The sequence below is a fragment of the Stappia indica genome, from assembly GCF_020177335.1.
In the GTDB taxonomy this organism is placed as follows: Bacteria; Pseudomonadota; Alphaproteobacteria; order Rhizobiales; family Stappiaceae; genus Stappia; species Stappia indica_B.
In genome coordinates this window covers 415,988-439,929 of record NZ_JAIVMG010000003.1, presented here as the reverse complement: position 1 = coordinate 439,929, position 23,942 = coordinate 415,988, and the positions used below count along the sequence as shown (strand labels likewise).

Annotated in this window: 18 protein-coding genes; 9 read left to right on the top strand and 9 right to left on the bottom strand. The window is 66.9% G+C overall.

The features are described 5' to 3' along the window. The first annotated feature begins 31 nt into the window (after nt 1–31). Nucleotides 32–985 carry a prolyl aminopeptidase gene (gene pip / locus LC062_RS06355; protein ID WP_224910187.1) on the top strand — a complete coding sequence of 318 codons (954 nt, stop codon included), beginning with the start codon at nt 32–34 and terminating at the stop codon, nt 983–985. Between the two features lie 56 nt (nt 986–1,041). On the opposite strand, the gene LC062_RS06350 is transcribed toward pip, so the two are convergent. Beyond that, nucleotides 1,042–1,446 carry a secondary thiamine-phosphate synthase enzyme YjbQ gene (locus tag LC062_RS06350; protein ID WP_404829689.1) on the bottom strand — a complete coding sequence of 135 codons (405 nt, stop codon included), beginning with the start codon at nt 1,444–1,446 and terminating at the stop codon, nt 1,042–1,044. A 320-nt stretch (nt 1,447–1,766) separates the two neighbouring features. On the opposite strand from LC062_RS06350, the gene LC062_RS06345 reads away from it, so the two are divergent. Together LC062_RS06345 and LC062_RS06340 are read left to right on the top strand one after the other, a co-directional pair. Beyond that, nucleotides 1,767–2,735, top strand: coding sequence for an alpha/beta hydrolase (locus LC062_RS06345; RefSeq protein WP_224910185.1), 969 nt, complete (start codon nt 1,767–1,769; stop codon nt 2,733–2,735). Nucleotides 2,736–2,802: 67 nt separating this feature from the next. Beyond that, a complete protein-coding gene (locus tag LC062_RS06340) occupies nt 2,803–3,675 on the top strand; it encodes a thioesterase family protein (RefSeq protein ID WP_224910184.1) in 873 nt (290 codons plus the stop codon). A 75-nt stretch (nt 3,676–3,750) separates the two neighbouring features. Here LC062_RS06340 and LC062_RS06335 read toward each other — a convergent pair whose 3' ends face one another. The 5 genes from LC062_RS06335 to LC062_RS06315 all read right to left on the bottom strand — a co-directional run bounded on the left by LC062_RS06335 (nt 3,751) and on the right by LC062_RS06315 (nt 8,192). Next, on the bottom strand, nt 3,751–4,221 hold the full coding sequence (locus LC062_RS06335) for a hypothetical protein (RefSeq protein ID WP_224910183.1): 471 nt from the start codon (nt 4,219–4,221) through the stop codon (nt 3,751–3,753). A 136-nt stretch (nt 4,222–4,357) separates the two neighbouring features. After that, nucleotides 4,358–4,978 carry a 2-hydroxychromene-2-carboxylate isomerase gene (locus LC062_RS06330; RefSeq protein ID WP_224910182.1) on the bottom strand — a complete coding sequence of 207 codons (621 nt, stop codon included), beginning with the start codon at nt 4,976–4,978 and terminating at the stop codon, nt 4,358–4,360. Between the two features lie 72 nt (nt 4,979–5,050). Further along, a complete protein-coding gene (locus LC062_RS06325; protein ID WP_224910181.1) occupies nt 5,051–6,700 on the bottom strand; it encodes a cisplatin damage response ATP-dependent DNA ligase in 1,650 nt (549 codons plus the stop codon). Nucleotides 6,701–6,721: 21 nt separating this feature from the next. Next, complete coding sequence (locus LC062_RS06320; protein WP_224910180.1) at nt 6,722–7,141, bottom strand: nuclear transport factor 2 family protein; 420 nt, start codon at nt 7,139–7,141, stop codon at nt 6,722–6,724. Between the two features lie 19 nt (nt 7,142–7,160). Beyond that, the gene (locus LC062_RS06315; RefSeq protein ID WP_224910179.1) at nt 7,161–8,192 is read right to left on the bottom strand and encodes a ligase-associated DNA damage response exonuclease; all 1,032 of its coding nucleotides are present in this window, start codon (nt 8,190–8,192) and stop codon (nt 7,161–7,163) included. A 122-nt stretch (nt 8,193–8,314) separates the two neighbouring features. On the opposite strand from LC062_RS06315, the gene LC062_RS06310 reads away from it, so the two are divergent. Together LC062_RS06310 and pdeM are read left to right on the top strand one after the other, a co-directional pair. Beyond that, nucleotides 8,315–10,834 carry a ligase-associated DNA damage response DEXH box helicase gene (locus LC062_RS06310; RefSeq protein WP_224910178.1) on the top strand — a complete coding sequence of 840 codons (2,520 nt, stop codon included), beginning with the start codon at nt 8,315–8,317 and terminating at the stop codon, nt 10,832–10,834. Next, the gene (pdeM, locus tag LC062_RS06305) at nt 10,831–11,556 is read left to right on the top strand and encodes a ligase-associated DNA damage response endonuclease PdeM (RefSeq protein WP_224910177.1); all 726 of its coding nucleotides are present in this window, start codon (nt 10,831–10,833) and stop codon (nt 11,554–11,556) included. The genes LC062_RS06310 and pdeM overlap by 4 nt, the downstream gene beginning before the upstream one ends. A gap of 22 nt (nt 11,557–11,578) precedes the next feature. Here pdeM and LC062_RS06300 read toward each other — a convergent pair whose 3' ends face one another. From LC062_RS06300 to LC062_RS06290, 3 genes are all read right to left on the bottom strand, one after another. Then, nucleotides 11,579–12,388 carry a TIGR02186 family protein gene (locus tag LC062_RS06300; protein WP_224910176.1) on the bottom strand — a complete coding sequence of 270 codons (810 nt, stop codon included), beginning with the start codon at nt 12,386–12,388 and terminating at the stop codon, nt 11,579–11,581. Continuing rightward, a complete protein-coding gene (locus LC062_RS06295) occupies nt 12,385–13,311 on the bottom strand; it encodes a sulfite exporter TauE/SafE family protein (protein WP_224910175.1) in 927 nt (308 codons plus the stop codon). The genes LC062_RS06300 and LC062_RS06295 overlap by 4 nt, the downstream gene beginning before the upstream one ends. A 406-nt stretch (nt 13,312–13,717) precedes the next feature. Then, nucleotides 13,718–18,076 (bottom strand): peptidoglycan-binding protein, encoded by a 4,359-nt coding sequence (locus LC062_RS06290; protein WP_224910174.1) that lies wholly within the window; start codon nt 18,074–18,076, stop codon nt 13,718–13,720. A gap of 418 nt (nt 18,077–18,494) precedes the next feature. Between LC062_RS06290 and LC062_RS06285 the strand changes: the two genes are divergently transcribed. From LC062_RS06285 to LC062_RS06270, 4 genes are all read left to right on the top strand, one after another. After that, complete coding sequence (locus tag LC062_RS06285; RefSeq protein ID WP_224910173.1) at nt 18,495–18,953, top strand: MerR family transcriptional regulator; 459 nt, start codon at nt 18,495–18,497, stop codon at nt 18,951–18,953. 680 nt (nt 18,954–19,633) lie between these two features. Next, the gene (locus LC062_RS06280; RefSeq protein ID WP_224910172.1) at nt 19,634–21,430 is read left to right on the top strand and encodes an acyl-CoA dehydrogenase C-terminal domain-containing protein; all 1,797 of its coding nucleotides are present in this window, start codon (nt 19,634–19,636) and stop codon (nt 21,428–21,430) included. Nucleotides 21,431–21,563: 133 nt separating this feature from the next. Further along, nucleotides 21,564–22,688: an acyl-CoA dehydrogenase family protein gene (locus tag LC062_RS06275; protein ID WP_224910333.1), complete on the top strand. Its 1,125-nt coding sequence runs from the start codon at nt 21,564–21,566 to the stop codon at nt 22,686–22,688. Between the two features lie 42 nt (nt 22,689–22,730). Next, nucleotides 22,731–23,939: an acetyl-CoA C-acetyltransferase gene (locus tag LC062_RS06270; protein WP_224910171.1), complete on the top strand. Its 1,209-nt coding sequence runs from the start codon at nt 22,731–22,733 to the stop codon at nt 23,937–23,939. Nucleotides 23,940–23,942: the final 3 nt, after the last annotated feature.

The window sequence follows — 23,942 nt, the reverse complement described above, 5'->3', positions numbered from 1 at the left end:
GCCCTCTCTTTTTTCAACAAAGGATCTCCCGATGACCGCCTCGCTCTACCCGTTGCCGGAGCCCTACAACAGCGGACAGCTCAAGGTGAGCGATCTGCATGAGATCTATTTCGAGGAATGCGGCAATCCGGACGGCCAGCCAGTGGTCATGCTGCATGGTGGCCCGGGTGGCGGCGCCGGTCCGATCATGCGCCGTTTTCACGATCCGAAGATCTATCGCATCGTGCTGTTCGACCAGCGCGGCTGCGGCCGCTCCAGGCCTCATGCGGAGCTGCGGGAAAACACCACCTGGGATCTGGTCGCCGATATCGAGCGGCTGCGTACGCACCTTGGCATCGACCGCTGGCAGGTGTTCGGCGGCTCCTGGGGCTCGACGCTGGCGCTCGCCTATGCCCAGACCCACCCGGAGCGGGTCAGCGCGCTGGTGCTGCGCGGCATCTTCATGCTGCGCCGGGCCGAGTTGCAGTGGTTCTATCAGGAGGGCGCAAGCTGGCTTTATCCGGATCTTTTCGCCGCCTATCGCGATTTCATCCCGGCCGAGGAACGCGGCGACCTCCTGACCGCCTATCACAAGCGCCTGACCGGCGAGGACACCGCCTTGCGCGTTGCCGCCGCACGTCGCTGGGCCACCTGGGAGGGAAGCACCCTGTCGGTGCTGCCCGATCCGGACCGGGTCAACGCCTTCGACGACCCGCATTACGCTCTCGCCTTTGCCCGGATCGAGGCGCATTACTTCGCCAATGGCGGCTTTTTCGAGCATGACGACCAGTTGCTGCGCAATGTCGACCGGATCCGCAAGATCCCCGGCGTGATCATCCACGGCCGCCATGACGTGGTGACGCCGATGAAAAACGCCATCGACCTTGCCGCCGCCTGGCCGGAAGCGGAACTGCGCATCGTCGAGGACGCCGGCCACGCCGCCAGCGAACCGGGCATTGCCGCCGCCCTGGTCGAGGCGGGCCGACGCTTTACCGGAACGCTCTGAGGCTTCGCCAGATTTACGTGTCGCCGCGCCGTCCATGGGGCGCGGCGGTGCCGCCCTCAGGTGCCCAGATAGCGCAAGGTCATGCTGCGCTGATGTGGCTCGGTGCGGTGCTCGATCACATAGACATCCTGCCAGGTGCCCAGATCGAGCCGGCCGGCAACCACCGGGATCTGCAGGCTGACACCGGTCAGGACCGTTTTCACGTGGGCAGGCATATCGTCCGGCCCCTCCATCGAATGACGCCAGCCCGCATCTTCCGGCGCCAGCCGGTCGAGCGCATCGAGCAGATCGTCCTGGACATCCGGATCGGCGTTTTCCTGCACCGTCAGGGAGGCGGAGGTGTGCCGCAGGAAGACGGTCAGCTCGCCGTCCCGCGCGCCCTGTTCCGCCAGCCAGTCGTCAAGCCAACGGCCGACCGGATAAAATCCGCGTCCTTGCGTCCTTGCGACCAGACGGCCCATGCGCTGACGCAAGGTCAGCCCGTCATCCTCGAAGGTCCATGTTTCAACCGGTTCGCCTCTGCGTCGCTGCATCATTCACACACCATTGCCCGTTGACGGGGCAAAGTATGCGAAGGTCGCCCCTGCCATGCAAGCGGTTGACGCGACCGCCCCCTGGAGGACGGTGCGCGCTGCAATTGCGTTTGTGGCGAAAGAACCTTTCGCCCCCTCAAGGGCTTGGCAGGGCTTGGCAGGCCCCGGCGCACGGACTAGGGTCCGGTTCTTGAACTCCGCGAGGTGATGGCCGCCTTGCGGCAATAGCAGATCGAGGCCCGGGCCGAATGACTGTCACCGGTTTTCACCCCCTTCCCTCCGACGACGGGAATGACGAGGCGCGGAGCTTCAACCGCGAACTTGCAAGACGCCTCGCCCTGCTGCCGGACCAATGGTCCTTCCCGCCGGCGGTGATCCGCGAGCGGCGGGCCGAAGGCAACGGCCCCTTCCCGCCCGCCCAGCGCTCCTCCCATGCGCGCACCCGGATGATCGCCGGGCCGCATGGCGAGATCCCCTTGCGGATCCTTGCCCCGCGCACCCGGCCGGCGACCGGCGCCTATCTTTATCTGCATGGCGGTGGCTGGACCCTGGGCGGCGCCGACGAGCATGACATGCGGCTGGAGGAGATCGCCGAGGCGACCGGGCTGATCGGTGTGGCCTGCGGTTACCGGCTGGCACCGGAACACCCCTATCCACAAGGGCTCGACGATTGCGAGACCGCCGCCAGATGGCTGGTGGAGACGGGCCGGCTGGAACTTGGCATCGACAAGCTGACCATGGGCGGGGATTCCGCCGGGGCGAATCTTGCCGCCGCCACCTTGATCCGGCTGCGGGACGGTCATGGACTGGCCAGCGCGTACAAGGCCGTCGTCTTCGGCTGTGGCTGCTTCGACCTGCGCCTGACCCCCAGCGCCCGGCGCTGGGGAGCCGAAAAGCTGGTATTGAACACCCGCGATCTGACCATGTTCGTCCGGCACTATCTCGCACATGGGCATGATCCCGCCCTGCCGGATATCTCGCCGCTGATGGCCGACCTTTCCGACCTGCCGCCGGCCCATTTCGTGGTCGGCACCGCCGATCCGCTGCTCGATGACACGCTGTTCATGGCCGAGCGCTGGCGTATGGCCGGCAACCACACCGAGCTTGCCCTCTATCCGGATGGCTGCCACGTCTTCCAGCAGTTCCCGCTGACCATCGCCGCGGACAGCAACCGGCGGATCGAGGGCTTCCTGCATGAAGCGCTCGGCGAACCCTAGCCGGGCCAGCTTCCCCTCCCCACTTCGTCCCCTTCTCCTTTCCCTCTTTGCTCCCGAGGAGCCGTGAATGGCCGCTGTCGAGACGTTGTATTCCTTTGTGAACCGCTGGGAATGCGATGAAAACAATCACCTCAATGTGCAGTTCTATTTCGAGCGGTTTGATGAAGCCGACCGCCAGTTCCGCCTGATCACCGGGCTGACCGACGCGCTTGCCGGCGCCCGGCGCGCGCGCCATGTGCGCTACCATCGCGAGCTGCATCTGGGCGATGCGCTGATCGCCAGCTCACATGTGGCCTTCGACGGTCCCTACATGCTGACGGTGGTGCATGAGCTGCGGCGGTGCCGCGATGGCGCGCTGGCCGCCACGGCAACGGATGGCTACGCCCCGGCCGAAAGCATGGCGCGGGAGCTGCGCCGACGGTTCGAGGATCACAGCGCGCCGATGCCCGAGGTAGCCCTGCCGCGCGGGCTGTCCGCCGCCCAGCAGGTGACCTCCCTGTCCCCGGCCCAATTGCAGGCCGCCGGCGGGCGGATCGTCAACCGGTCGACCGTGCTGCCCCGGCACGCGGGACCGGACGGACGCGCCGACGATGCCTTCGCCCTGGCCCGCTTCACCGAAGCGGCGGCCCATGTCTGGAACATGACGCCGATGACCGATGACTGGCTGGAGACACACGGGCTTGGCCGGGTCGCGGTGGAAATGAAGCTGGTCTGGGCCAGCCCGCTCAAGCCCGGCGAGCCGGTGCTGTGCGTCAGCGGGCTGACCGGCGCCGCCCGCTCCACCTTCTCTTTCCGCCATCACCTGTTCGAAACACGAACCCAGCGGCTGGCAGCGGTGTGCGACGCGGTGGTCATCGCCATGGATCTGGAACACCGGAAATCAGTGCCGCTGGAGGACAGCGTGCGCAGCGCGATCGCCCAGAGCGTCATGAAGGCATAGCGCCAGATCTCCCTCTCCCGGCGGCGGCGAGACATACGCCGCCGGAAGGGCTCCGGGCGACCCCGGCCAGCGCGGCTATTGCAGCCCCTCGTACTCCTCGCGCAGGGTCTTCATCAGGCCGAAGAAGCGGCGCATCGCCGTTTCGGTGAAGTCGAGCGCCTTGTTGAGTTCCTTCTCGTCCTCCGGCGACAGGCCACCACTTCCCTTGCCGTCCTTCTCCGGCCCGCCCTTGAGCCGGGCGCGCAAGGCCGCGTTTTCCTCGCGCAGTTCGGCCACCTGAAGGGTCAGCCGCTCGATCTCCAGCTCCATCGCCAGTTGCGCGTCGGGCACGGCAAGACAGCGCCAATGGGCATTCGCCTTGCGGCATTCGGCGACCCGGCCGCTTTGCCGGTCAAGCCGCAGAAACCCGTCTTCCCCCACCGGGCTCAGCACATAGCGATCCGGATCGACAGAGGGTCGGTCCGCGCTGTCGGCCATGGCGGGTCCGACGACCAGCCCGCTGCCGATCACGGCGACGGTCATCCATCCGAGGGCTTTCGTACGCATCGTCCTTGTTCCTCGTTCCGTTCGCCAGTTGCCGGCCCGATCTCTTCCGGGCCGGGCATCTGAGGACAGAGCATGACAGCATCTCGTGGCAAAAGCGCGACCATGCAATTCCACCGTGAAACACCGTCCGGCACAGCTAGTCCGGCAGATAGGGTCCGCGCCCGCTCGTCAGGGCATCGTCCAGCAGGTCCAGCCGGTCCTGTCCCCAGAAGACCTCGCCATGCAGCACATAGCTCGGCGAGCCGAACACGCCAAGCATGACCGCGTCTTCCTGATTCTGCTCGTATCTGGCGACGCAGTCCTTTTCATTGGCATGATCGATCGCCTTGTCGGCATCGACACCGAGCCGCTCAAGGATCGCCCGCAGAACCTCCTCGCGGGCGATGTCGCGGTCCTCGGCCCAGAGCGCCTCGAACACGGCTTGCGAGAACGCGCCGGTCGGCCCGCCATCCATCGCCAGCCCCAGGGCGATCCGGTCGGCCAGAGCCGGGTTGGTCGGGAAATGGGCCGGCCGCGGGGTCAGCGGCAGCTCGCGCTTGGCGCGCCAGCGCTGCAGCTCCACCTGGCGATAGGCCTGGCGCACCGGATGCCGCTTGGCCAGCGGCAGGCCGCCGGTCTCGGAAAACACCGGGCCGAGCAACACCGGGCGAAACCGCACCGCATAGTCATGGGCATCGGCGAGCGCCAGAAAGGTCTGGTGGCCGAGATAAGCCCAAGGCGAGGCATGGGTGTAGAAATAGTCGATCACGTGTTGCATGAGAGATCCGTTTTCGTCGGCGGGCAAATCAGCGGCCACCCTGCGACGGGGCGGCGCGGCAATCAAGCCTCGTCATGCGCTGCGGTCGCAGGCCGGCAGCAGCGCCAACAGGGTTTCCAGCCGATCCGCCTCATGGGGCTGCTTGTCCCGGCGCAGGCAGACAAGGCGCGGAAAACGCATGGCGATCCCCGATTTGTGCCGGCTGGAGCGGTTCAACCCCTCGAAGGCGACCTCCAGCACAAGCCCAGTCTCCGCCTCGTGCGCCACCTCGCGCACCGGGCCAAAGCGATTGACCGTATGCGCCCGCACGAACCGGTCGATCTCGGCAAGCGCGTCATCGGTCAAGCCGAAACAGGCCTTGCCGACCGGCACCAGCTCCGCGCCCTCCGGCCCCTCCCGCCAGACGCCGAAGCTGTAGTCGGAGTAGAACGAGGAGTACTGGCCCCGCCCGCGCTGCGCATACATCAGCACCGCGTCCACCCGGTAGGGATCGCGCTTCCACTTGTACCATTCCCCCTTGGGGCGGCCGGGCAGATAGGGCGCGGCGCGGCGTTTCAACATCACCCCTTCGATGGCCGCCGCGTCCCGCCCGCCATGCAACAGGCCAGGATCGCCGCGGGCGGCCTCAAGCGCGGCGAAATCGTCAAACGGCACCAGCGGCGACAGGTCGATGCGCGGATGGACGATCTGATGGACAAAACGCTCCAGCAGCGCCCGGCGCCGGTCGAACGGCAGAGGCCGCAGGTCCTCCCCTTCCAGCGACAGAAGATCATAAGCGCGGATCGCCGCCGGGTGGCTTTCCAGGAGCCGGGCCGAAACCGTCTTGCGGTTGAGCCGCTGCTGCAACATGGAGAAGCTGCACACCTCGCCTTCGATCACCACCAGCAACTCGCCATCGAGCACCGCCTCGAAGTCGAAACTGCCGACCAGATCGGGAAAGGCGGCGGTGATATCCTCGCCGCCGCGGCTGTAAAGCCGCTGCCGGCTGCCGCCGCCGGGAGCGGGCGCCGCCGCCGCCTGCACGCGGATCCCGTCCCATTTCCATTCGGCGGCGAAATCGGCGGGATCGAGCCCGGACAGATCCGCCTCGCCAAGCGGATGGGCCAGCATCGGCGGGCGAAACGGCACAGGATCATCGGTGACGGGCCGTCCGGCACGTCCCTCTGCCCAGGCAAACAGGCTCTCGTACGGGGGGGACAGCCCGTGCCAGACCTCGTCGATGTCATCGGCTGACAGCTCGCCCAGCCCGGCCACCGCCGTCTTGGCGAGCCGGGCGGACACCCCGACGCGCAAGCCGCCGGTCACCAGCTTCAGCAAGGCCCAGCGCCCGGTCTCGTCGAGCCCGTCGAGCCAGCCGGCCAGAAGCTCGGCTACCGCCGCGCCGCGCGGGGCATCGGCAAGCTGGCGGATCACCTCCGGCAGCGGCGGGGCATTGCGTTCCGCCGCCTCCGGCGCCGGCCAGATCAGGGCGACGGTCTCGGAGAGATCACCGACGAAATCATGGGAGAGCTCGAACAGCACCGGATCGACCCGCCCGGCCACCAGCGCGCGCAGCACCGCCGGGCGGGCATGGCGAAAGCGCAAAGACCCGGTGAGCATGGCCAGCGCATAGCCGCGCGCCGGATCGGGCGCAGTGCGGAAATAGTCGGTCAGAAGCGCCAGCTTGCCGTTTCGCCCCGGCTCGCTGGACAGGCGGTCGAGCAGGGCGGCGAAACGCAGCATCTCCCGCCCCGCCCGCCGGGATCAGTGCTCGTTGACGATCATGGCGATGAGCCATTCATCGTCGTCGAACAGAAGCTGGTAATGGCAGGTGAACTCGAACACCGGCTCATCATTGGCATCGGATTGCACCCAGGCGAGCGACACCAGCGCCACCTCGCCGCTGACATGGGCCGACAGCACCGAATATTCGGAGCGGACAACGCCCTCTTTCTCCAACGCGGAGAACAGCTTTTCGATGTTCTCCTGAAGGTCCTCCTCATCGACGAAGACATTGCCCTTGCCGAACTGCCAGATGACAGCGGGAAAGGCAAAACAGTCGGCCACCGCCTCGCCGTCATAATCGTCGAAGCCAGCGCTATAGGCCTCGAACAGCTCGGCAATCGCCGCCTCCGCCTCACTGGCGATCTCGTTGTCATCCCGTGGCACGGTGTCCTCAGCCATCGCCCGCCCTTTCATTCCTTCATCGCGGCCCGGACAGGGTATCCGACCGCGCGATTCCATCCTCGTCACCATAGCCGATCATGTTGAGCGGCCGGGCATTCAATCCCTGTTTCCCGCACCAATGCACAAGAGCGTCCTCCGCGCCATGGGTGACCCAGACGGTGTCCGCCCCGGTCTCGGTGATGGTGGCGCACAGGCCGTCCCAGTCAGCATGATCGGAAATCACCAACGGCAGCTCCGCGCCGCGCTGACGCGCCCATGCCCGCACCCGCATCCAGCCGCTCGCCGCCACGCGCACCGGGTCGCCGAAGCGCCGCGCCCAGCGGTCCGCCAGTTGCCCGGGCGGACATAACACAATCTCGCCGGCCAGCTCCCGCCCGCGCTCGCCGACGCTCTCCAGCGGCCCCAGCGCCACCCCATGCGCTGCGTAGAGGGCGCAAAGCGCCTCCAGCGCCCCATGCAGATAGATCGGCCGGTCGTATCCGGCACCGCGCAATTCTGCGATGACCCGCTGCGCCTTGCCCAGCGCATAGGCGCCAACGAGATGCGTCCGGTCGGAAAAGAGCGCCAGCGAGGCCAGCAGCCGGCCGATCTCCGCTCGCGCCGGCGGATGGCGGAACACCGGCAGTCCGAAGGTCGCCTCGGTGATGAACACATCGCAGGGCACGGGTTCGAACGGCGCGCAGGTCGGGTCGGGCTGACGCTTGTAATCGCCGGAGACCACCGTCACCCTTCCGGCAACGTCGAGGCGCACCTGCATGGAGCCGAGCACATGGCCGGCCGGATGCAGCGAAACGCCGACACCGCCGATGGACAGCCGCTTTCCGGGCACGAGCGCCTCAGTGCGGCCGGCAAACTCCGGCCCGTAGCGCGCGGCCATGATCGCCAGGGTTTCCGCGCTCGCCAGCACCGCGCCATGACCGGCGCGGGCGTGATCGGCATGGCCATGGGTGATGATCGCCCGCTCCACCGGGCGCAGCGGATCGATGTGAAACCCGCCAGCCGGACAATAAAGCCCCGCCCTGGCAAGCTGGAGATGGCCCTCGCTCATGGCGGCGAGTTTACGGCAGCGGCCTGCGGGCGCAACTCCTTCCGCAGGTCTGCCTTTTGCGGATGCGTGGCCATGCCGCGACCCTCTCGACGCGCCGCCCGCCAACGCTTATCTCTGGGCGCATGGACGCCCGCGCCGATCCCTTGCTGCCGAAGCGCTTTTCCGACTGGTTCGCCGGGCGTGGCTGGAATCCCCGCGCCCATCAGCTCGCCCTTCTGGAAAAGGCGGCAGAAGGCCGGTCAGTTCTCCTGATCGCCCCGACCGGCGCCGGCAAGACCCTTGCCGGGTTCCTGCCGAGCCTTGTTGCCCTGTCGCGGCGCAAGAAGAAGACGGCCGGCGCGGCCCGGTCACGGACAGGCACGCACACCCTCTACATCTCGCCGCTGAAGGCGCTTGCCGTCGACATCGCCCGCAATCTGGAAGCGCCGATTTCCGGCATGGGGCTGGATATCAAGGTGGAGACCCGCACCGGCGACACGCCGACGCACAAGCGTCAGCGGCAGAAGCGGCAGCCGCCCGACATCCTCCTGACCACGCCGGAACAGATCGCCCTGCTTCTGTCCGATCCCGAAGGCCGGGCGATGCTCGCCGATGTGGACACGGTGATCCTCGACGAGCTGCACGCGCTGGTCACCTCCAAACGCGGCGATCTGCTTTCCCTCGGTCTTGCCGCCCTGCGAAGGCTTTCCCCCGGCTTGCGGACCATCGGCCTGTCGGCCACCGTCGCCGAACCGGAGGATCTGCGCGCCTATCTGGTGGGCCAAGAGCCGGACACGCCCCGGGCCCTCGCCGATTGGGTGGTGGCGGACGGCGGGGTGCGGCCGGATATCGGCATTCTCGCCTCCGGCGAACGCCTGCCCTGGTCCGGCCATTCGGCCCGCTACGCCCTCGATGACATCTACCGCACCATCAAGGCACATCGCACCAGCCTGGTCTTCGTCAACACCCGCAGCCAGGCGGAAGCGCTGTTCCAGAACCTGTGGCGGATCAACGAGGACACGCTGCCGATCGCCCTGCACCACGGATCGCTGGATGTGGGCCAACGGCGCAAGGTGGAAGCGGCGATGGCCGATGGCAGCCTTCGGGCGATCGTCTGCACCTCCTCGCTCGATCTCGGCATCGACTGGGGCGATGTGGACCTTGTGATCAATGTGGGTGCGCCGAAGGGCGCCAGCCGGCTGGCGCAGCGCATCGGCCGGGCCAACCACCGCATGGACGAGCCCTCCAAGGCGCTCCTGGTTCCGGCCAACCGCTTTGAGGTGCTGGAATGCCAGGCGGCGCTGGCCGCGGCGCACCGGGGCGAACAGGACACCCCGCCGCTGCGCAGCGGCGCGCTCGACGTGCTGGCCCAGCATGTGCTCGGCTGCGCCTGCGCCGCCCCTTTCCTGCCCGACGAGCTGTTTTCGGAAGTGACCTCCGCCGAACCCTACCGGACGCTGCCGCGCGAGGCCTTCGATCAGGTGGTCGCCTTCGTCGCCACCGGCGGCTATGCGCTCAGGACCTACGAGCGCTATGCCAAGCTGAAACTACAGCCGGACGGCCGCTTGCGGCTGGCCCATCCGCGCCTTGCCCAGCAATACCGGCTGAATGTGGGCACCATCGTCGAGGCGCCGATGCTGAAGGTGCGGCTGGTGCGCTCGCGCGCCGAAGGCCGGCGCACGCCGGTGGGGCGCGGCGGCCGGATGCTGGGCGAGATCGAGGAATGGTTCGTCGACCAGCTCGCCCCGGGCGACACCTTCCTCTTCGCCGGCGAGATCCTGCGCTTCGAGACGATCCGCGAGAACGAGGCCTATGTGTCGCGCGCCCGCTCCGACGCGCCGATGATCCCCTCCTATCAGGGCGGCAAGTTCCCGCTCTCGACCTATCTGGCCGCCAGCGTGCGCGAGATGCTGGCCGATCCGGAGAGCTGGGATGCGTTGCCGCAGCAGGTGCGCGACTGGCTGGAGCTGCAGCGGCAGCACTCCCGGCTGCCGCTGCGCGAGGGCCTGTTGGTGGAGACCTTCCCGCGCGCCAACAAGCATTATCTGGTGTGCTACCCGTTCGAGGGACGGCTGGCCCATCAGACCCTCGGCATGCTGCTCACCCGCCGGCTGGAACGGCTCGGCGCACACCCGCTCGGTTTCGTCGCCAGCGACTATGCGCTCGGCATCTGGGGGCTCGGCGATCTCGGCGCGATGATCGGCGATGGTCGGCTGTCGCTCGATGCGCTGTTCGACGAGGACATGCTGGGCGACGACCTGGATGCCTGGCTGGCCGGTTCCAGCCTGATGAAGCGCACGTTCCGAAGCTGCGCGGTGATCGCCGGGCTGATCGAACGACGCCATCCGGGGCTGGAAAAATCCGGACGGCAGGTAACCGTTTCGACAGATTTGATCTACGATGTGCTGCGCCAGCACGAACCGAATCACATCCTGCTTCAGGCCACTTGGCAGGATGCGGCGACGGGGCTGCTGGACATTTCCCGCCTGGGGCAACTCTTGCGGCGAATCCGTCATCAAATCGCACACGCTGCGCTTTCCCGGGTCTCTCCCCTGGCGGTTCCGGTGCTGCTGGATATCGGCAAGGAACCGATTTTCGGGGATGCTCAGGAAGCCCTTCTGGCCGATGCAGCGGACGATCTTGTCAGGGAGGCTATGCGGTGAGGTCGTTTTCTGCCCAGCTACAGACGCGCCGTTTCGCGCCTGTTTGCCACGATATTTCAATCGCGGGCGAACTGGTTGGGCTGCATGACAGCGGTGCCCTGTGGTGGCCCGACGGCGATACGCTGATCGTCACCGACCTGCACTTCGAGAAGGCCTCAAGCTTTGCCCGCAAGGGCGTGATGCTGCCTCCCTATGACACCGCCGCGACGCTGGAAAAGCTTGCCGAGGTGATCGAGGCCTTCCAGCCGCGCCGGGTGATCGCCCTTGGCGACAGCTTTCACGATGCCGATGGTTCCGACCGGCTGCCCGCCAGCTACCGCGCCATGCTGACCACCCTGCAACTTGGGCGGGAATGGATCTGGGTCACCGGCAATCACGATCCGATCGCCCCGATCGGTCTGTGCGGCGAGACGGCCGAAGAGGTGGCACTCGGCGGGCTGGTGTTCCGCCATGAGCCGCGGGCCGATGCCGAACCGGGCGAGATTTCCGGCCATCTGCACCCGGCGGCGCGGGTGCGCCGCTACGGCCGTGCCGTGCGCCGCCCCTGCTTCGCCACCAACGGCCACCGGCTGGTGCTGCCGGCCTTCGGCGTCTTCACCGGCGGGCTCAACGTGCTCGACGAAGCCTGGACAGAGATTTTCCCGACCCAGGCCTTTTCCGTGTTCATGCTGGGCGAGGCGCGGCTCTACCCTTTCACCGCCTCGCGCCTGGTGAAGGACTGAGCGCCCCCCTCAGCAAGCCCCCTCAATCGCGGCGGAAGATCACACCGGCGAGCCAGCCGGTGAACACCGCAAGGGCAATGGCCAGGAGGCCATAAAGGGCCGCGTAATTGTAGGCGAGCCGGTAGGTGAGCTGTTCGAACCCCGTCTTGGCGACCACCAGCGACTGCTCATTGGAGGCCAGCAAGGCCCCACCGCGCAGCAGATAGGTGGTCACCGTATAATTGCCGACCGGCACATTGGCCGGCAGCGGCACGGTGGTGCGAAACAGCGTATCGCTGAGAAACTCGATCACCCCGGACCGCTCCGCATAAAGACCGCTGTCCACGCGCAGACGCAGGAAGGCCCGGCGAAAGTTGTCGCGATCGCTCATCGGCACACCGGAGTCCCCGGTGATCGGCAGATTGAGATTGAACAGGCCGATGCGGTGCTGCTCCAGCACCGGACGGGGGGCGATCTCGTTCGCGCTCCTTGACGTGTGGGTGACGAGAAAACTGGGCACCTCCAGAAAGGTTTCCGCATCCCGATTGACCCAGATCCCGGCAAAACGCCCCTTGCGCCGGGTGGTCACCCGGGTTTGCGGTCCGGAGACGATCACCGCGAGGTCATAGGGCTCGGGCCGGCCGACGGTGGCCGCGTCGCGGACGATCTCGCCAAAGACGACAATGTTGGCGCCGGTGAAATTGGATTCGATGTTGATCGTGTCATCGGACAGGTCAACCACGAGGTTCTCCGCCTTGCCGGAAACCGGGAGGAGGATCAGGGCAAGGGCAAGGGCGCCGGCCAGCGCTCCGCCGGCTTGACGTCGCAAAAAGGAGCACACGCGCCGCATCATGCCACCTCCTCGACAACGGAGATGGAATAAAGCTCCTCAGGCTCGATCAGCAGATTGACCGCGAAGCGCATGCCCACCGCCAGAACCAGCAGCGCGAGCAAGAGACGGAGCTGGTCACCGCGCAGCTTCTGCCCCATGCGCGCGCCGAACTGGGCACCGATCACCCCGCCCACCATCAGGGTGAACGCCAGCACGATATCGACCGAATGGGTGGAGACCGAATGCAGGAAGGTCGCCGCCGCCATCGTCACCAGGATCTGCAGCAGCGAGGTGCCGATGACGATATTGGTCGGAACCCGGAGCAGGTAGATCAGTGCCGGCACCATCATGAAGCCGCCACCGATGCCGAGCACGGCGCCGAGAAAGCCAATGATCGCCCCGAGCACGACAATGGGGATCACGCTGACGTAAAGACGCGACTGGCGAAAGCGCATCTTGAACGGCAGCCCATGCACCCAGTTGTGCTGGCCCGGCTTGCGCGCCGGCATCAGGGCGCCCGAGCGTCGCCGCGCCATGGAGCGCAGGGATTCCACCAGCATCAGCCCGCCGATGGTGCTGAGGAAGGTGACATAGGACAGGGAAATCACCAGATCGAGCTGCCCGAGGCTGCGCAGCACGTCGAACAGCCACACACCTATCGCCGAGCCGATCACACCGCCGACCAGCAGCATCACCGCCAGCTTGAAGTCGATCATCTTGCGGCGCCAATAGGCAACGACGCCGGAGGCGGAGGAGGCAACCACCTGGGTCGTCACCGTCGCCACCGAGACCGCCGGCGGAATGCCGGAGAAGATCAGCAAGGGGGTCAGCAGAAAGCCACCGCCGATGCCGAACAGGCCGGACAGGAACCCGACGGCGCCCCCCATCCCGAACAACATGAACATGTTGACGGGCAATTCGGCGATGGGCAGATAAATTTGCACGAGACACCGGCGGCTTCGCCGCTCCCTGGCGCGGGCGGCATGTTGGTCGTTGGAACGGTCAGCCCCGACGAAGAGCGCAAGGCCCAGCGCCAAAGCCCTGGAGTGACATCCGCCGCGCCTGGCCGCGGCGCGGAGGCATCCTTCAGTTTGCCTGAAACGGACGTCTTTTGGAACGTCAACCGATTTCCGTTGACGTTCCAAAAGACGGCGCCGGCTCCTCCCCGCCAGCGGGTGAACACGGAATCGTGACCGCAACCCCCTAGAAAGACAGCACTCTTCAAAGATAAAGCGCTGTCGTGGAACGGCTGTCAACGCCGAATGCCGCGTATCGCAGCTTTCCTCCCGGCCGGCATGCCGGCCCCTTGCCGGCACGAACGGAGCTTGCCCGTCAGATCGCCCTTGCCGGTCAGATTGCCTGAGCGGCAAGCGCCTTCAAAAGCGCCGCGTCGATTTCTCCGGTGACCGGCAGGCCAGCGGTCATCTGGAAGGCCCGCACCGCCTCGCGGGTGCGTGGCCCCACGCGCCCGTCCGCCGTGCCCGGATCGAAGCCGCGCTTGATCAGCAGCTCCTGCGCCTGCATCACCAGCGCGACCGGATCCATCGTCAGGTTTGCCCGAGAGACGGTCTCCGCCGGCGCATCCCAAGCCGGTTTCATGTCGACCTCGTTCGCCGCCGGATCGCGCGGCGCCGGCTTCCAGGTCTCGACCGCCAGCCGTGCCTCGGCCAACTCTTCCTTCGACAGCATGTTCGCCAGTTCGTCACGCTTGTTGCCCGCGTCCCGGTCGCCCTGCTGCGCGGCCAGTGCGAACCACTTGTAGCTTTCGATCAGGTTCTTCTCCAGACCGAGGCCGCGCGCATAGAGGATGCCAAGATTGTACTGGCTGTCGGCAAGGCCGAAGTTGGCAGCCTTCTTGAACCAGTAGGCGGCATCGCGGAATTCCGGCTCGCCCGACAGGCCTTCGGCATAGAGCACCGCCAGATTATGCGCCGCCTTGGCGTTGCCCGCTTCCGCCGCCCGCCCGTACCATTCACGCGCCTTGGCAAGATCGCGGGCCACGCCGCGGCCCTTTTCATAAAGGCTGCCAAGCCGGTATTGCGCCGGTGCGAGCCCAGCCCGCGCTGCCTTTTCGTAATACTCCACTGCTCTGGCAAGGTCGGGCTTGACCGAGTTGCCTTCGGTATAATGCACGGCGATGGCGAAATTGGCCGCCGGATCGCCGGCCGCTGCCGCCTGACGCAGCGCCACGGACCCCACCTCCGTCGGCAGGTTGCTGATGTCGGCACCAGGTGCGCGCGCCTGGAAACGGTTGGCCGGAATGCTGTCGAGCTCCGGCACGAAGGCGCCGCTCGCCGCGCCCGGCGGCGCGAAGGCCACCCCGGGCGTACCGAGATTTGCCAGGGACTCCGCCGTTCCTTGCGCGGAGCCGCTCGCGGCGCTCGCCTGCCTGGTTTGCGGTGCCGAAGCCTCCGGGCCGGCCGGTGCGCTGACCGGTGCACTGGCCGGTGCCGTCGTGGCACTGGCGCGCGCGGGCCCGACCGCCTCCGTCGCAGCAGGACCGGAAGACGCATCCGCTGCGGCGCGCGCGGTCTCCACCGCCTCGCCCTCGATGGTGCGTTCGGCAACCGCCGGGGCATCGCCTGCCGCAGGATCGGAGGCGCCCGGTCCTGCCTGCTTGAAGATCTGCAGTGCGCCAATGGCAATCACCACCGCGGCGGCGGCGAGCATTACCGCCCGCCGGCCACCGGGCGAAAACAGGCTGCGGCCGCTCCTGGTCGTGTCATCAGCGGCGGCCGGCGTCTCGGCATCCTTGGTCCGTGGCTCGGCCCGCAGGTCATCCATGGCCGGATCGACGCGCAGCGGCGCAGTCGCTGCCGCCTTACGCGATCCGCTGCGGCGATCCTCGCCAACGCTACCCTCAACGCGGGGCTCGGAGGGCGCCGCAACCGACTCCTCTCCAGCGGCGGGTTTGCGCCGTCCGGCAAGGCGCGAACGCAGCCAGCCGGCAGCGGTTGCCTTGGCCGTCCCGCCGCTCTCGCCCTGCCCGGCAACAGGTGCCGTCTTCGGCTCCCCGGCCTGGGCGGAGGCGGCCTGAGCCGCCCGGCGGGCCGCAGCAATGAAATCAGCCTTGCGGTCCCGCGCATCCTTGCCCGAACCATCGCCCGCCGCCTGCTGCGCAGCACGGCGCGCCGCGTCATCGCGTGCCGAGGGCCGGACCGACGCCGCCAACGGCATCTCCATCCGCGCCCTGGCCTGCGGCTTCTCCCGAGGCTCGGGCTTGCCCGAACCGGGCTCCAGCGGCCGGTCATCGTCGTGCAACACGCCTGAGCGGACCGAACCTGCCTCGCCCATCGGGTCTTCAAGCGCCGACAGCCGGGCATTGATGGAGGCGAGGATGTCCTGGACGCTGTCCATGGTATCGCGCGTGCGCTGTTCGGAGCTGGTCGCCGCGTCCATCAGCCGGTGCAGATCGGTCCGCAGGGCGTCAGCGATCGCCGCGTTCGGATCGGCGCCCGCACCGGAACCGCCAAGGCCTGCCAATTGCGACTGAACCTGATCGAGCCGGGCAAACCCACTTTCCGCCGCATCGAGCTTGCCGGCAAGCGCGGCGATCTTGTCCTCCACCTGGGCCAGCACGCTGGCATCGTCGGACACCGCGCCACGACCGACCGCCTGGGCGAGGTCGCGCAGCTGAGCCTCAAGATCGGCACTGAGCGCCGGGCGGGACACGCTTTCGCGCAAATCCGCAATCTCGCGATGCAGCGCCTCCAGCTCCGACGCTCCGGGGCCGCTGCCGCTGCTGTGTTCGAAACGGTCGTTGAGCCGGGCAATGCCCGCTTCCAGCCGGGCGATCAGATCCGCTTCTATTGCCGCCTGCTGGCCTTCGGACGACAGCGTCACCTGCTGCGGACGCTCCATCGCATCAATCTTGCCGTCAATCGCCATCAGGCGTTTTTCCAGCAAGGTGAAGGCGGCATCGTAGCTCGGCGGCATCTGCCGCGCGTTCTCGATCCGCTGCAAGCGGCCGGCAATCTCGCCCAGACGCTCGTCAAGACGCGGATCCGGCTCGACCTCGCGTGCCGCCCGATCCTCGAACAACATGCCGGAGATCTGCTCCAGCCGGTCCTGCAGACGGTCGAAGGTCCCGGCGCTCGGCACCCGGTCTTCCATCGCATCAAGCCGATGGAAGATGTTGCGCTGGTCCTCCGCCAGCCGGTCGAGTGCATCGAACCGGTCGGACAGGGCATGCAGCCGTTCATCGATGCCACTGATCAGATCGCGCACGTCGATCTGTTCGACCACGTCGCGCACGGCGCGGATTTCCGCCTTGAGGGACCCCAGCCCCTCGCCACCCGAGCGACGCACCAGCTCCTCGACCCGGTGACCGATATCGGCGACCCGATCGTCGAGCGCCATCAACTGGTCGGCCCGGGGCACGATGCGCAGAGCGCCTTCGATGTCGCCAAGGCGCAGGGAAAGCGTGTCCACAAGCTGCGGATCGGCCTGGCCGCGCGCCAGCTCATCGAGCCGCTGCACCAGATGGGCATAGCCGCTTTCCAGCGACTTCAGCATGCCATCGACATTCGATTGCCCGATCAGGGCGCGCAGGTCGCCGATTTCGGCGCGCAGCTCCCGGGCGAGATGCAGGTCCGAGCGATCCGCCCGCATGCGCTCCACCGCGTCGGACAGGCGGCGCAACTCGCCCGTATCGCGCGGGGCGGCGCGGTTCCGGTCATTGGCAAGGCTCTCCATCAGTACGGCGCGCAGGGCACCGATATCCTGACGCAGGACGCCAAGCGCCTCTTCCTGCGGCGCGCGGGCAGCCTCGATCTTGCGCGACAGGTCCTGAAACAGCGGGCGCAGCCCCGCGCCAGGATCCGATGCCAGATCGACAGCCTCACGGGGGCGGGACGGAGCGAAGGCGGCATCGGCCCGGCCATGGCCATAGCCGCCGCCATACCGGTCGTCGTCATACCGCTCATCCCGGGAGCGGTCGTCCCGGTAGTGGTCACTGTTCTGGCTGGCGGCGTCACGATGCGGCACATAGCGGCTGTTGTCATAGCCACCGGTCGCCGGCCGCTGGCCGGCATAGCCATCGTCTCGATACCGCTCACCGGCGTAGCGATCGGAACGGCGGTCCTCATCACGGGCGACGCGCTGGCGAAGCAACTCTGCGGGCCGCTCGTCCTGACGCCGGGACGTATGATCATCGCCCTGGAAAGCTGAGGCAGCGGCATAGCCGTCGAGGCGCGAAGGTGCCCGCTCGGCAGTGTGCCGAGGCTGCGGTGCGCGCTCTTGCGCCGGAGCGGCATGCGAAAGATCGTCCACCCGCCGATCAAGCCGGTCGAGCGCCTTCAAGACCGCCTCGATACGGCTGGTGCGCGCATCCGCCGGGACGGGTGCCACGGGCGGTGTCTGCTGCCGCTCGGAAGCGCCGCGCTCACCGCGCGCCCGCGCTGCCGCCGCGCGGCGGGCCTGGCGATTGGGAGCGGCGACCTCGACCGTGGCGGCGGGAACGTCCATCAAACGCTGAAGCGCATCGGCAACATCGGACAACTGGTCGCGTGCCCGCGCCCGGTCGGTCCGGCCGCCATCGTCGCTGGCCTGCGCCGAGGCACTGGCCTCGCGCTGCCACAAGGGTGCCCGGTGCTGCGGTTCGTACCACGCATCGCCGGCCCATCCGCTGCTGGCCCGTCCCGGCTCGCGGTCGGGACCGGCATCCATCTCGCCGCCTCGGTGATCGCTGTTTCGCGCAGTCCAGGACATGTTCGGTCCTCGTTACCCTGAGTTGGGCGCGCCTTGCGACGCAAGAATGATTTTCGTCCGGACGACACCGCGACGACGCGCGATCCGAGGGACCTTTCATGAAACTGTCGCCGCTTATGGTAAACAGGCCGTTAAGGGGCAGAAACTTATGGTAAACGCAGCGTAAACTTGCAGCCCCGCGTCACTGCGCAAGCAGAGCCCCGCCGCACCGCGCGACACCGGTCCGGAACAGTTCGATCTTGACGCTTACGTTTGCGGAATATATTGGCTTTGAAGGTGACGTAATGGCAGGCAGAAGCGGCAGGCACCCGCCGCCCGCCATTCCGGGAGGAGCTGCGTCATCGACACAAGGCACCGCCTCCCGCCGGACACCGATGCACATCGCATCGCAACAAGACGATCAACAAGGATCCGCCCCATGAGTGAAGCGCTGTCGGTCAACAACGACATCGTCGAAGCCGTCGCAGCCAAGGACGATTCCACCAAGAAGACCCATTTCACCATCGGGGATCTGGCGAAGGAATTCGGCGTCACCTTGCGCACCTTGCGCTTTTACGAAGACAAAGGGCTGATCAACCCGAAGCGGGACGGCCTCAACCGGGTCTATACCCGCCGCGACCGGGCCCGGCTGAAGCTGGTGCTGATGGGCAAGCGGGTCGGCTTCTCGCTGGCGGAAATCCTCGACATGCTTGACCTTTATGACCTGCGCGACGGTCAGGTCACTCAGCTTCGGGTCGCCCTCTCCCGCTTTCAGGAGCAGATCGACGTCCTGGTGCAGCAACGCCGCGACATCGACCAGGCCATCGAGGAGCTGGGGCGCACCGTCGAGATCGTCTCCGGGATGCTCAAGGAAAAGGAAAACGAGACGGGCGAGTAACTGCTCGCAAGCGCCTCTGCCCCCCTCCCTCTCGGCGTCTGCCTGGCACGCATCAGCGCGCCCCGGGCGCCGGAGCGCCGAACGGCTTGCGTTTTCAATAGACTGGGGCCGAGAGGCCGTGCCTCCCCGATCCCGGATCTTCGCTTTGCTGCGTCCGGGAGGACGCGGAGGGCGGGGCGATGCCTGGGGGAGAACCGCCTTGACCTCCGCTCGGCGCGATCCCGAGCAAGCTTTGGCACGCCCCGGGATCAGGGAGCCAGAAGAGGCGTGTTTTCAAGGGACTGAACCGAGAGGCCGTGGCTCTCCGGTCCCGGATCTTCGCCTGTGCGGCATCCGGGAGGACGCCCTCCCCCGGGAGGCTTTGTCATCACACTTCGGCCGGTTCAGGCCGGTTCAGGTCGCCCCCTCTCCCACACACCTTCCCCCTTTGGTTGCATCCGCAATTTGCGGAAAACTCTTTTTGACGCGCGCAACCGGGCCGGTTTTTCCGGGATTTCTGCCTTTTTCCGGCCCGGATCGCCGGCTTCCATGCAAAATGAGCGGGAAATCGGCGAGGTTGCATCTTGCCCCGCTCTGCTCCACGCCGTATAACCCCCAAGGTGACGTTTACGGAAACGTAAACCTCAAAGACAAGGCGGCCCATGGGACGGGCTGCGGAACATGCCGGGAGGGCGACGCGAATGCCGAGTTACACAGCGCCAGTTCAGGACGTCCTGTTTCTGCTGAACGACGTTCTGGGGTTCGAGCGTCACAGCAACCTGCCAGGCTTTGGCGAGGCGACGCCCGATCTGATCGAGGCAATTCTTGGCGAGGGCGCGCGCTTTTGCGAGGAAGTGCTGACGCCGCTCAACGCCGTGGGCGACAAGCAAGGCTGCACCCGCCAGGACGATGGTTCGGTGACCACGCCGAAGGGCTTTGACGAAGCCTACCGGACCTATCGCGACAATGGCTGGATCGCCCTGTCGATGCCCGAGGCCTATGGTGGCCAGGGGCTGCCGACCACCCTCAACAGCATCATTCAGGAGTTCATCTCCAGCGCCAACCTGGCCTGGGGCATGTATCCGGGCCTGTCGCAGGGCGCCGCCGCCGCGCTGATGGTGCATGGCACCGAGGAGCAGAAGGCGCTCTACCTGCCCAAGCTGGCCGCCGGCGAATGGTCCGGCACCATGAACCTGACCGAGCCCCATTGCGGCACCGATCTGGGACTGATCAAGTCCAAGGCCGTGCCCCAGGGCGATGGCAGCTACAAGATTTCCGGCCAGAAGATCTTCATTTCCGCCGGCGAACACGACCTGACCTCGAACATCGTCCACCTGGTGCTGGCCCGGATCGAGGGCGCGCCAGAGGGCACCAAAGGGATCTCGCTGTTCGTGGTGCCAAAATTCCTGCCCGATGCCGACGGCAATCCGGGCGCGCGCAACCCGGTCTCCTGCGGCGCGCTGGAAGAGAAGATGGGCATTCACGGCAATGCCACCTGCGTCATGAACTATGACGGGGCGACCGGCTGGCTGGTCGGCGAGGAGCATCGCGGGCTGAACGCCATGTTCGTGATGATGAACGAGGCGCGGCTGGCGGTCGGCATCCAGGGCCTGTCGCAGTCGGTGGTCGCCTATCAGAACGCCGTCGCCTATGCCTGCGACCGGCTGCAGGGCCGCGCGCTCGACGGTCCCCGCAACCCGGACGGCCCGGCCGATCCGATCATCGTCCATCCGGATGTACGCCGCACGCTGATGTCGATCCGCGCCTTCAACGAGGCGGCCCGGGCGCTGGTCCTGTGGACCGCGCTGCAATCGGACGTCTCCCACCGCTCGGACGACGAGGCGGAGCGGCAGGCGGCCGACGACCACATGGGCCTGATGACGCCGATCATCAAGGGCGTGCTCACCGACACCGGCTTCGACAATGCAGTCGCCGCACAGCAGATGCTTGGTGGGCATGGCTATATCGAGGAATGGGGCATGTCGCAGTTCGTGCGCGATGCCCGCATCACCATGATCTACGAGGGTGCCAACGGCATCCAGGCGCTGGATCTGGTCGGCCGCAAGCTGCCGCGCAACGGCGGCCGGGCGGTGATGGCCTTCTTCGGCGAGGTCGGCACGTTCCTGAAGGAAAACAGCGAGAACGCGGATCTGGCACCGTTGCTCGCCCCGCTCAAGGCCGGGCTCGACGATCTGCAACAGGCCACCATGTGGTTCATGAACAACGCCATGGCCAAGCCGGACAATGCCGGTGCCGGGTCGACCGACTACATGCATCTGTTCGGCACGGTGGCACTTGGCTTCATGTGGGCGCGGATGGCCAAATGCTCGGCCAAGGCACTGGCCGATGGCGGGGCGAGCGATCCCACCTTCCACGAGACCAAGCTGACGCTGGCCCGCCACTTCATGGAGCGGCACATGCCGGAGACCGGCGTGCGCCGTGCCCGGATCGAGGCCGGCGCTGACACGATGATGAGCCTGGCGGCAGAGGCCTTCTAGGCCTTTCCCGCCCGCCGGGTTCACCCCACATCACATGAGCGCCCGGACCGGTTGTCCGGCAACCGGGCGCCGCCGCCGTCCTTTTCGGGAGGAAAATGACGTGACAGCACCACTCGTGCCGCCGCCAGCCTGGATGAGCGAAGACCTGACGCTGCTTGATGACGCCTTCGCCCGGTTTCTGGAGCGGGACATCGCGCCCGACTATGAAAGCTGGGTCGAGGCCGGAAGCGTCACCCGGGCCGCCTGGGAAAAGACCGGCGCGGGCGGCTTTCTTTGCCCCGCCGCGCCGGAAGAGCTTGGCGGGTCCGGCGGCAGCTTCGCCCATGACGCGGTGATCATCCGCCGGCTCGGCCTTGCTGGCTTCGACCATTTCGGCATCGCCCTGCATTCGGCGATTGTCGCCCCCTACATCCAGCATTACGGCTCGCCGGAGCAGAAGGAACGCTGGCTCCCGGGACTTGCCTCGGGCAAGCTGATCGGCGCCATCGCCATGACCGAGCCGGGCGCGGGATCGGATCTGCAGGCGGTGCGCACCACCGCCGTGCGTGATGGCAACCAATACCTCCTCAACGGCTCCAAGACCTTCATCACCAACGGTCAGCTCGCCAATCTGGTGATCGTCGTCGCCAAGACCGATCCGTCCGCCGGCGCCAAGGGGGTATCGCTGTTCGCGGTGGAGACCGACACGGTGGAAGGCTTCCGCCGTGGCCGCAATCTCGACAAGCTCGGCTTCAAGGGCAACGACACCTCGGAGCTTTTCTTCAACGACATGCGCGTGCCCGCCGATGCGCTGATCGGGCCGGAGGAGGGCCAGGGCTTTTACCAGTTGATGGAGCAACTGCCGCAGGAGCGGCTCCTGGTCGCCGTGCAGGCGATGGCGGCGATCGAGCGCGCCCTTGCCCTCACCCTCACTTACGTCAAGGAGCGCAAGGCCTTCGGAAAGCGGGTCCTCGATTTCCAGAACACCCAGTTCAAGCTGGCGGAACTCAAGACCGAGGCCACCATCGGTCAGGTGTTCGTCAACGATTGCATCGCCCGCCACGTCGCCGGCCAGCTCGACAGCGTCACCGCCTCGATGGCCAAATACTGGACCACCGACCTTCAGACGAAGGTGATGGACGAATGCCTGCAGTTCTTCGGCGGCTACGGATACATGAACGAATATCCGATTTCCCGCCTGTTCGCCGATGCCCGCGTACAGCGCATCTACGCCGGCACCAATGAAATCATGAAGGTGCTGATCGCCCGCAGCCTGTAGCCGCCGGCCCCTCGCACCCATTAGTTCAACAAGGAGACTTTCATGGCCGATGCACTGATATTCGATCATGTTCGCACGCCGCGCGGACGCGGCAAGAAGGACGGCTCCCTGCATGAAGTGCCGGCGGTGCGGCTCGCCGCCGGCGTGCTGGAGGAAATTCGCGACCGCAACACGCTGGACACCGCACAGGTGGACGACGTGGTGCTCGGCTGCGTCGACCCGATCGGCGAGGCCGGCGGCGATGTGGCCCGCGCGGCGGTGTTCGCCGCCGGCTACGACCAGTCCGTCCCCGGCATCCAGATCAACCGTTTCTGCGCCTCCGGCCTCGACGCGGTGAATTTCGGCGCGGCCCAGGTGATGTCCGGCCAGCATGACCTGGTGGTCGCCGGCGGGGTGGAATCCATGAGCCGCATCGGCATCGGCGCCAGCGGCGGTGCCTGGCCGGTCGATCCTCAGGTGGCCCTTCCCTCCTATTTCATGCCGCAGGGCGTTTCCGCCGACCTGATCGCCACCAAATACGGCTTTAGCCGCGACGATGTCGACGCCTATGCGGCGGAGAGCCAGCGCCGCGCCGCCCATGCCTGGGACCAGGGCTATTTCTCCCGCTCGGTGACCCCGGTGAAGGACATCAACGGTCTGACGATCCTTGACCGCGACGAGCACATGCGTCCGGAAACCGACATGCAGTCGCTGGCCTCGCTCAATGCCTCCTTCGAGATGATGGGCGCGATGGGCGGCTTCGACGCGGTCGCCATCCAGGCGCATCCGGAGCTGGAAAAGCTGCGCCACGTGCACCACGCGGGCAATTCCTCCGGCATCGTCGATGGCGCCTCGGCGATCCTGATCGGCAACCGCCGCGCCGGGCGCAAGGCCGGGCTGACGCCGCGGGCGCGGATCAAGGCCTTCGCCAACATCGGCTCCGAACCGGCGCTGATGCTGACCGGGCCGGTGGACGTTACCGAAAAGCTGCTCGCCTCGGCGAAGATGTCGCTAAAGGACATCGACCTGTTCGAAATCAACGAGGCGTTTGCCTCGGTGGTGCTGCGCTACCGCCAGGCCTTCGATCTCGACGCGGATATCGTCAATGTGAACGGCGGCGCCATTGCCCTTGGCCACCCGCTCGGGGCGACCGGGGCGATGATCCTCGGCACGGTGCTGGATGAGTTGGAGCGGCGCGATCTCAACACCGCGCTGGTCACCCTGTGCATCGGCGCCGGCATGGGCACGGCGACGATCATCGAGCGAGTGTGACGG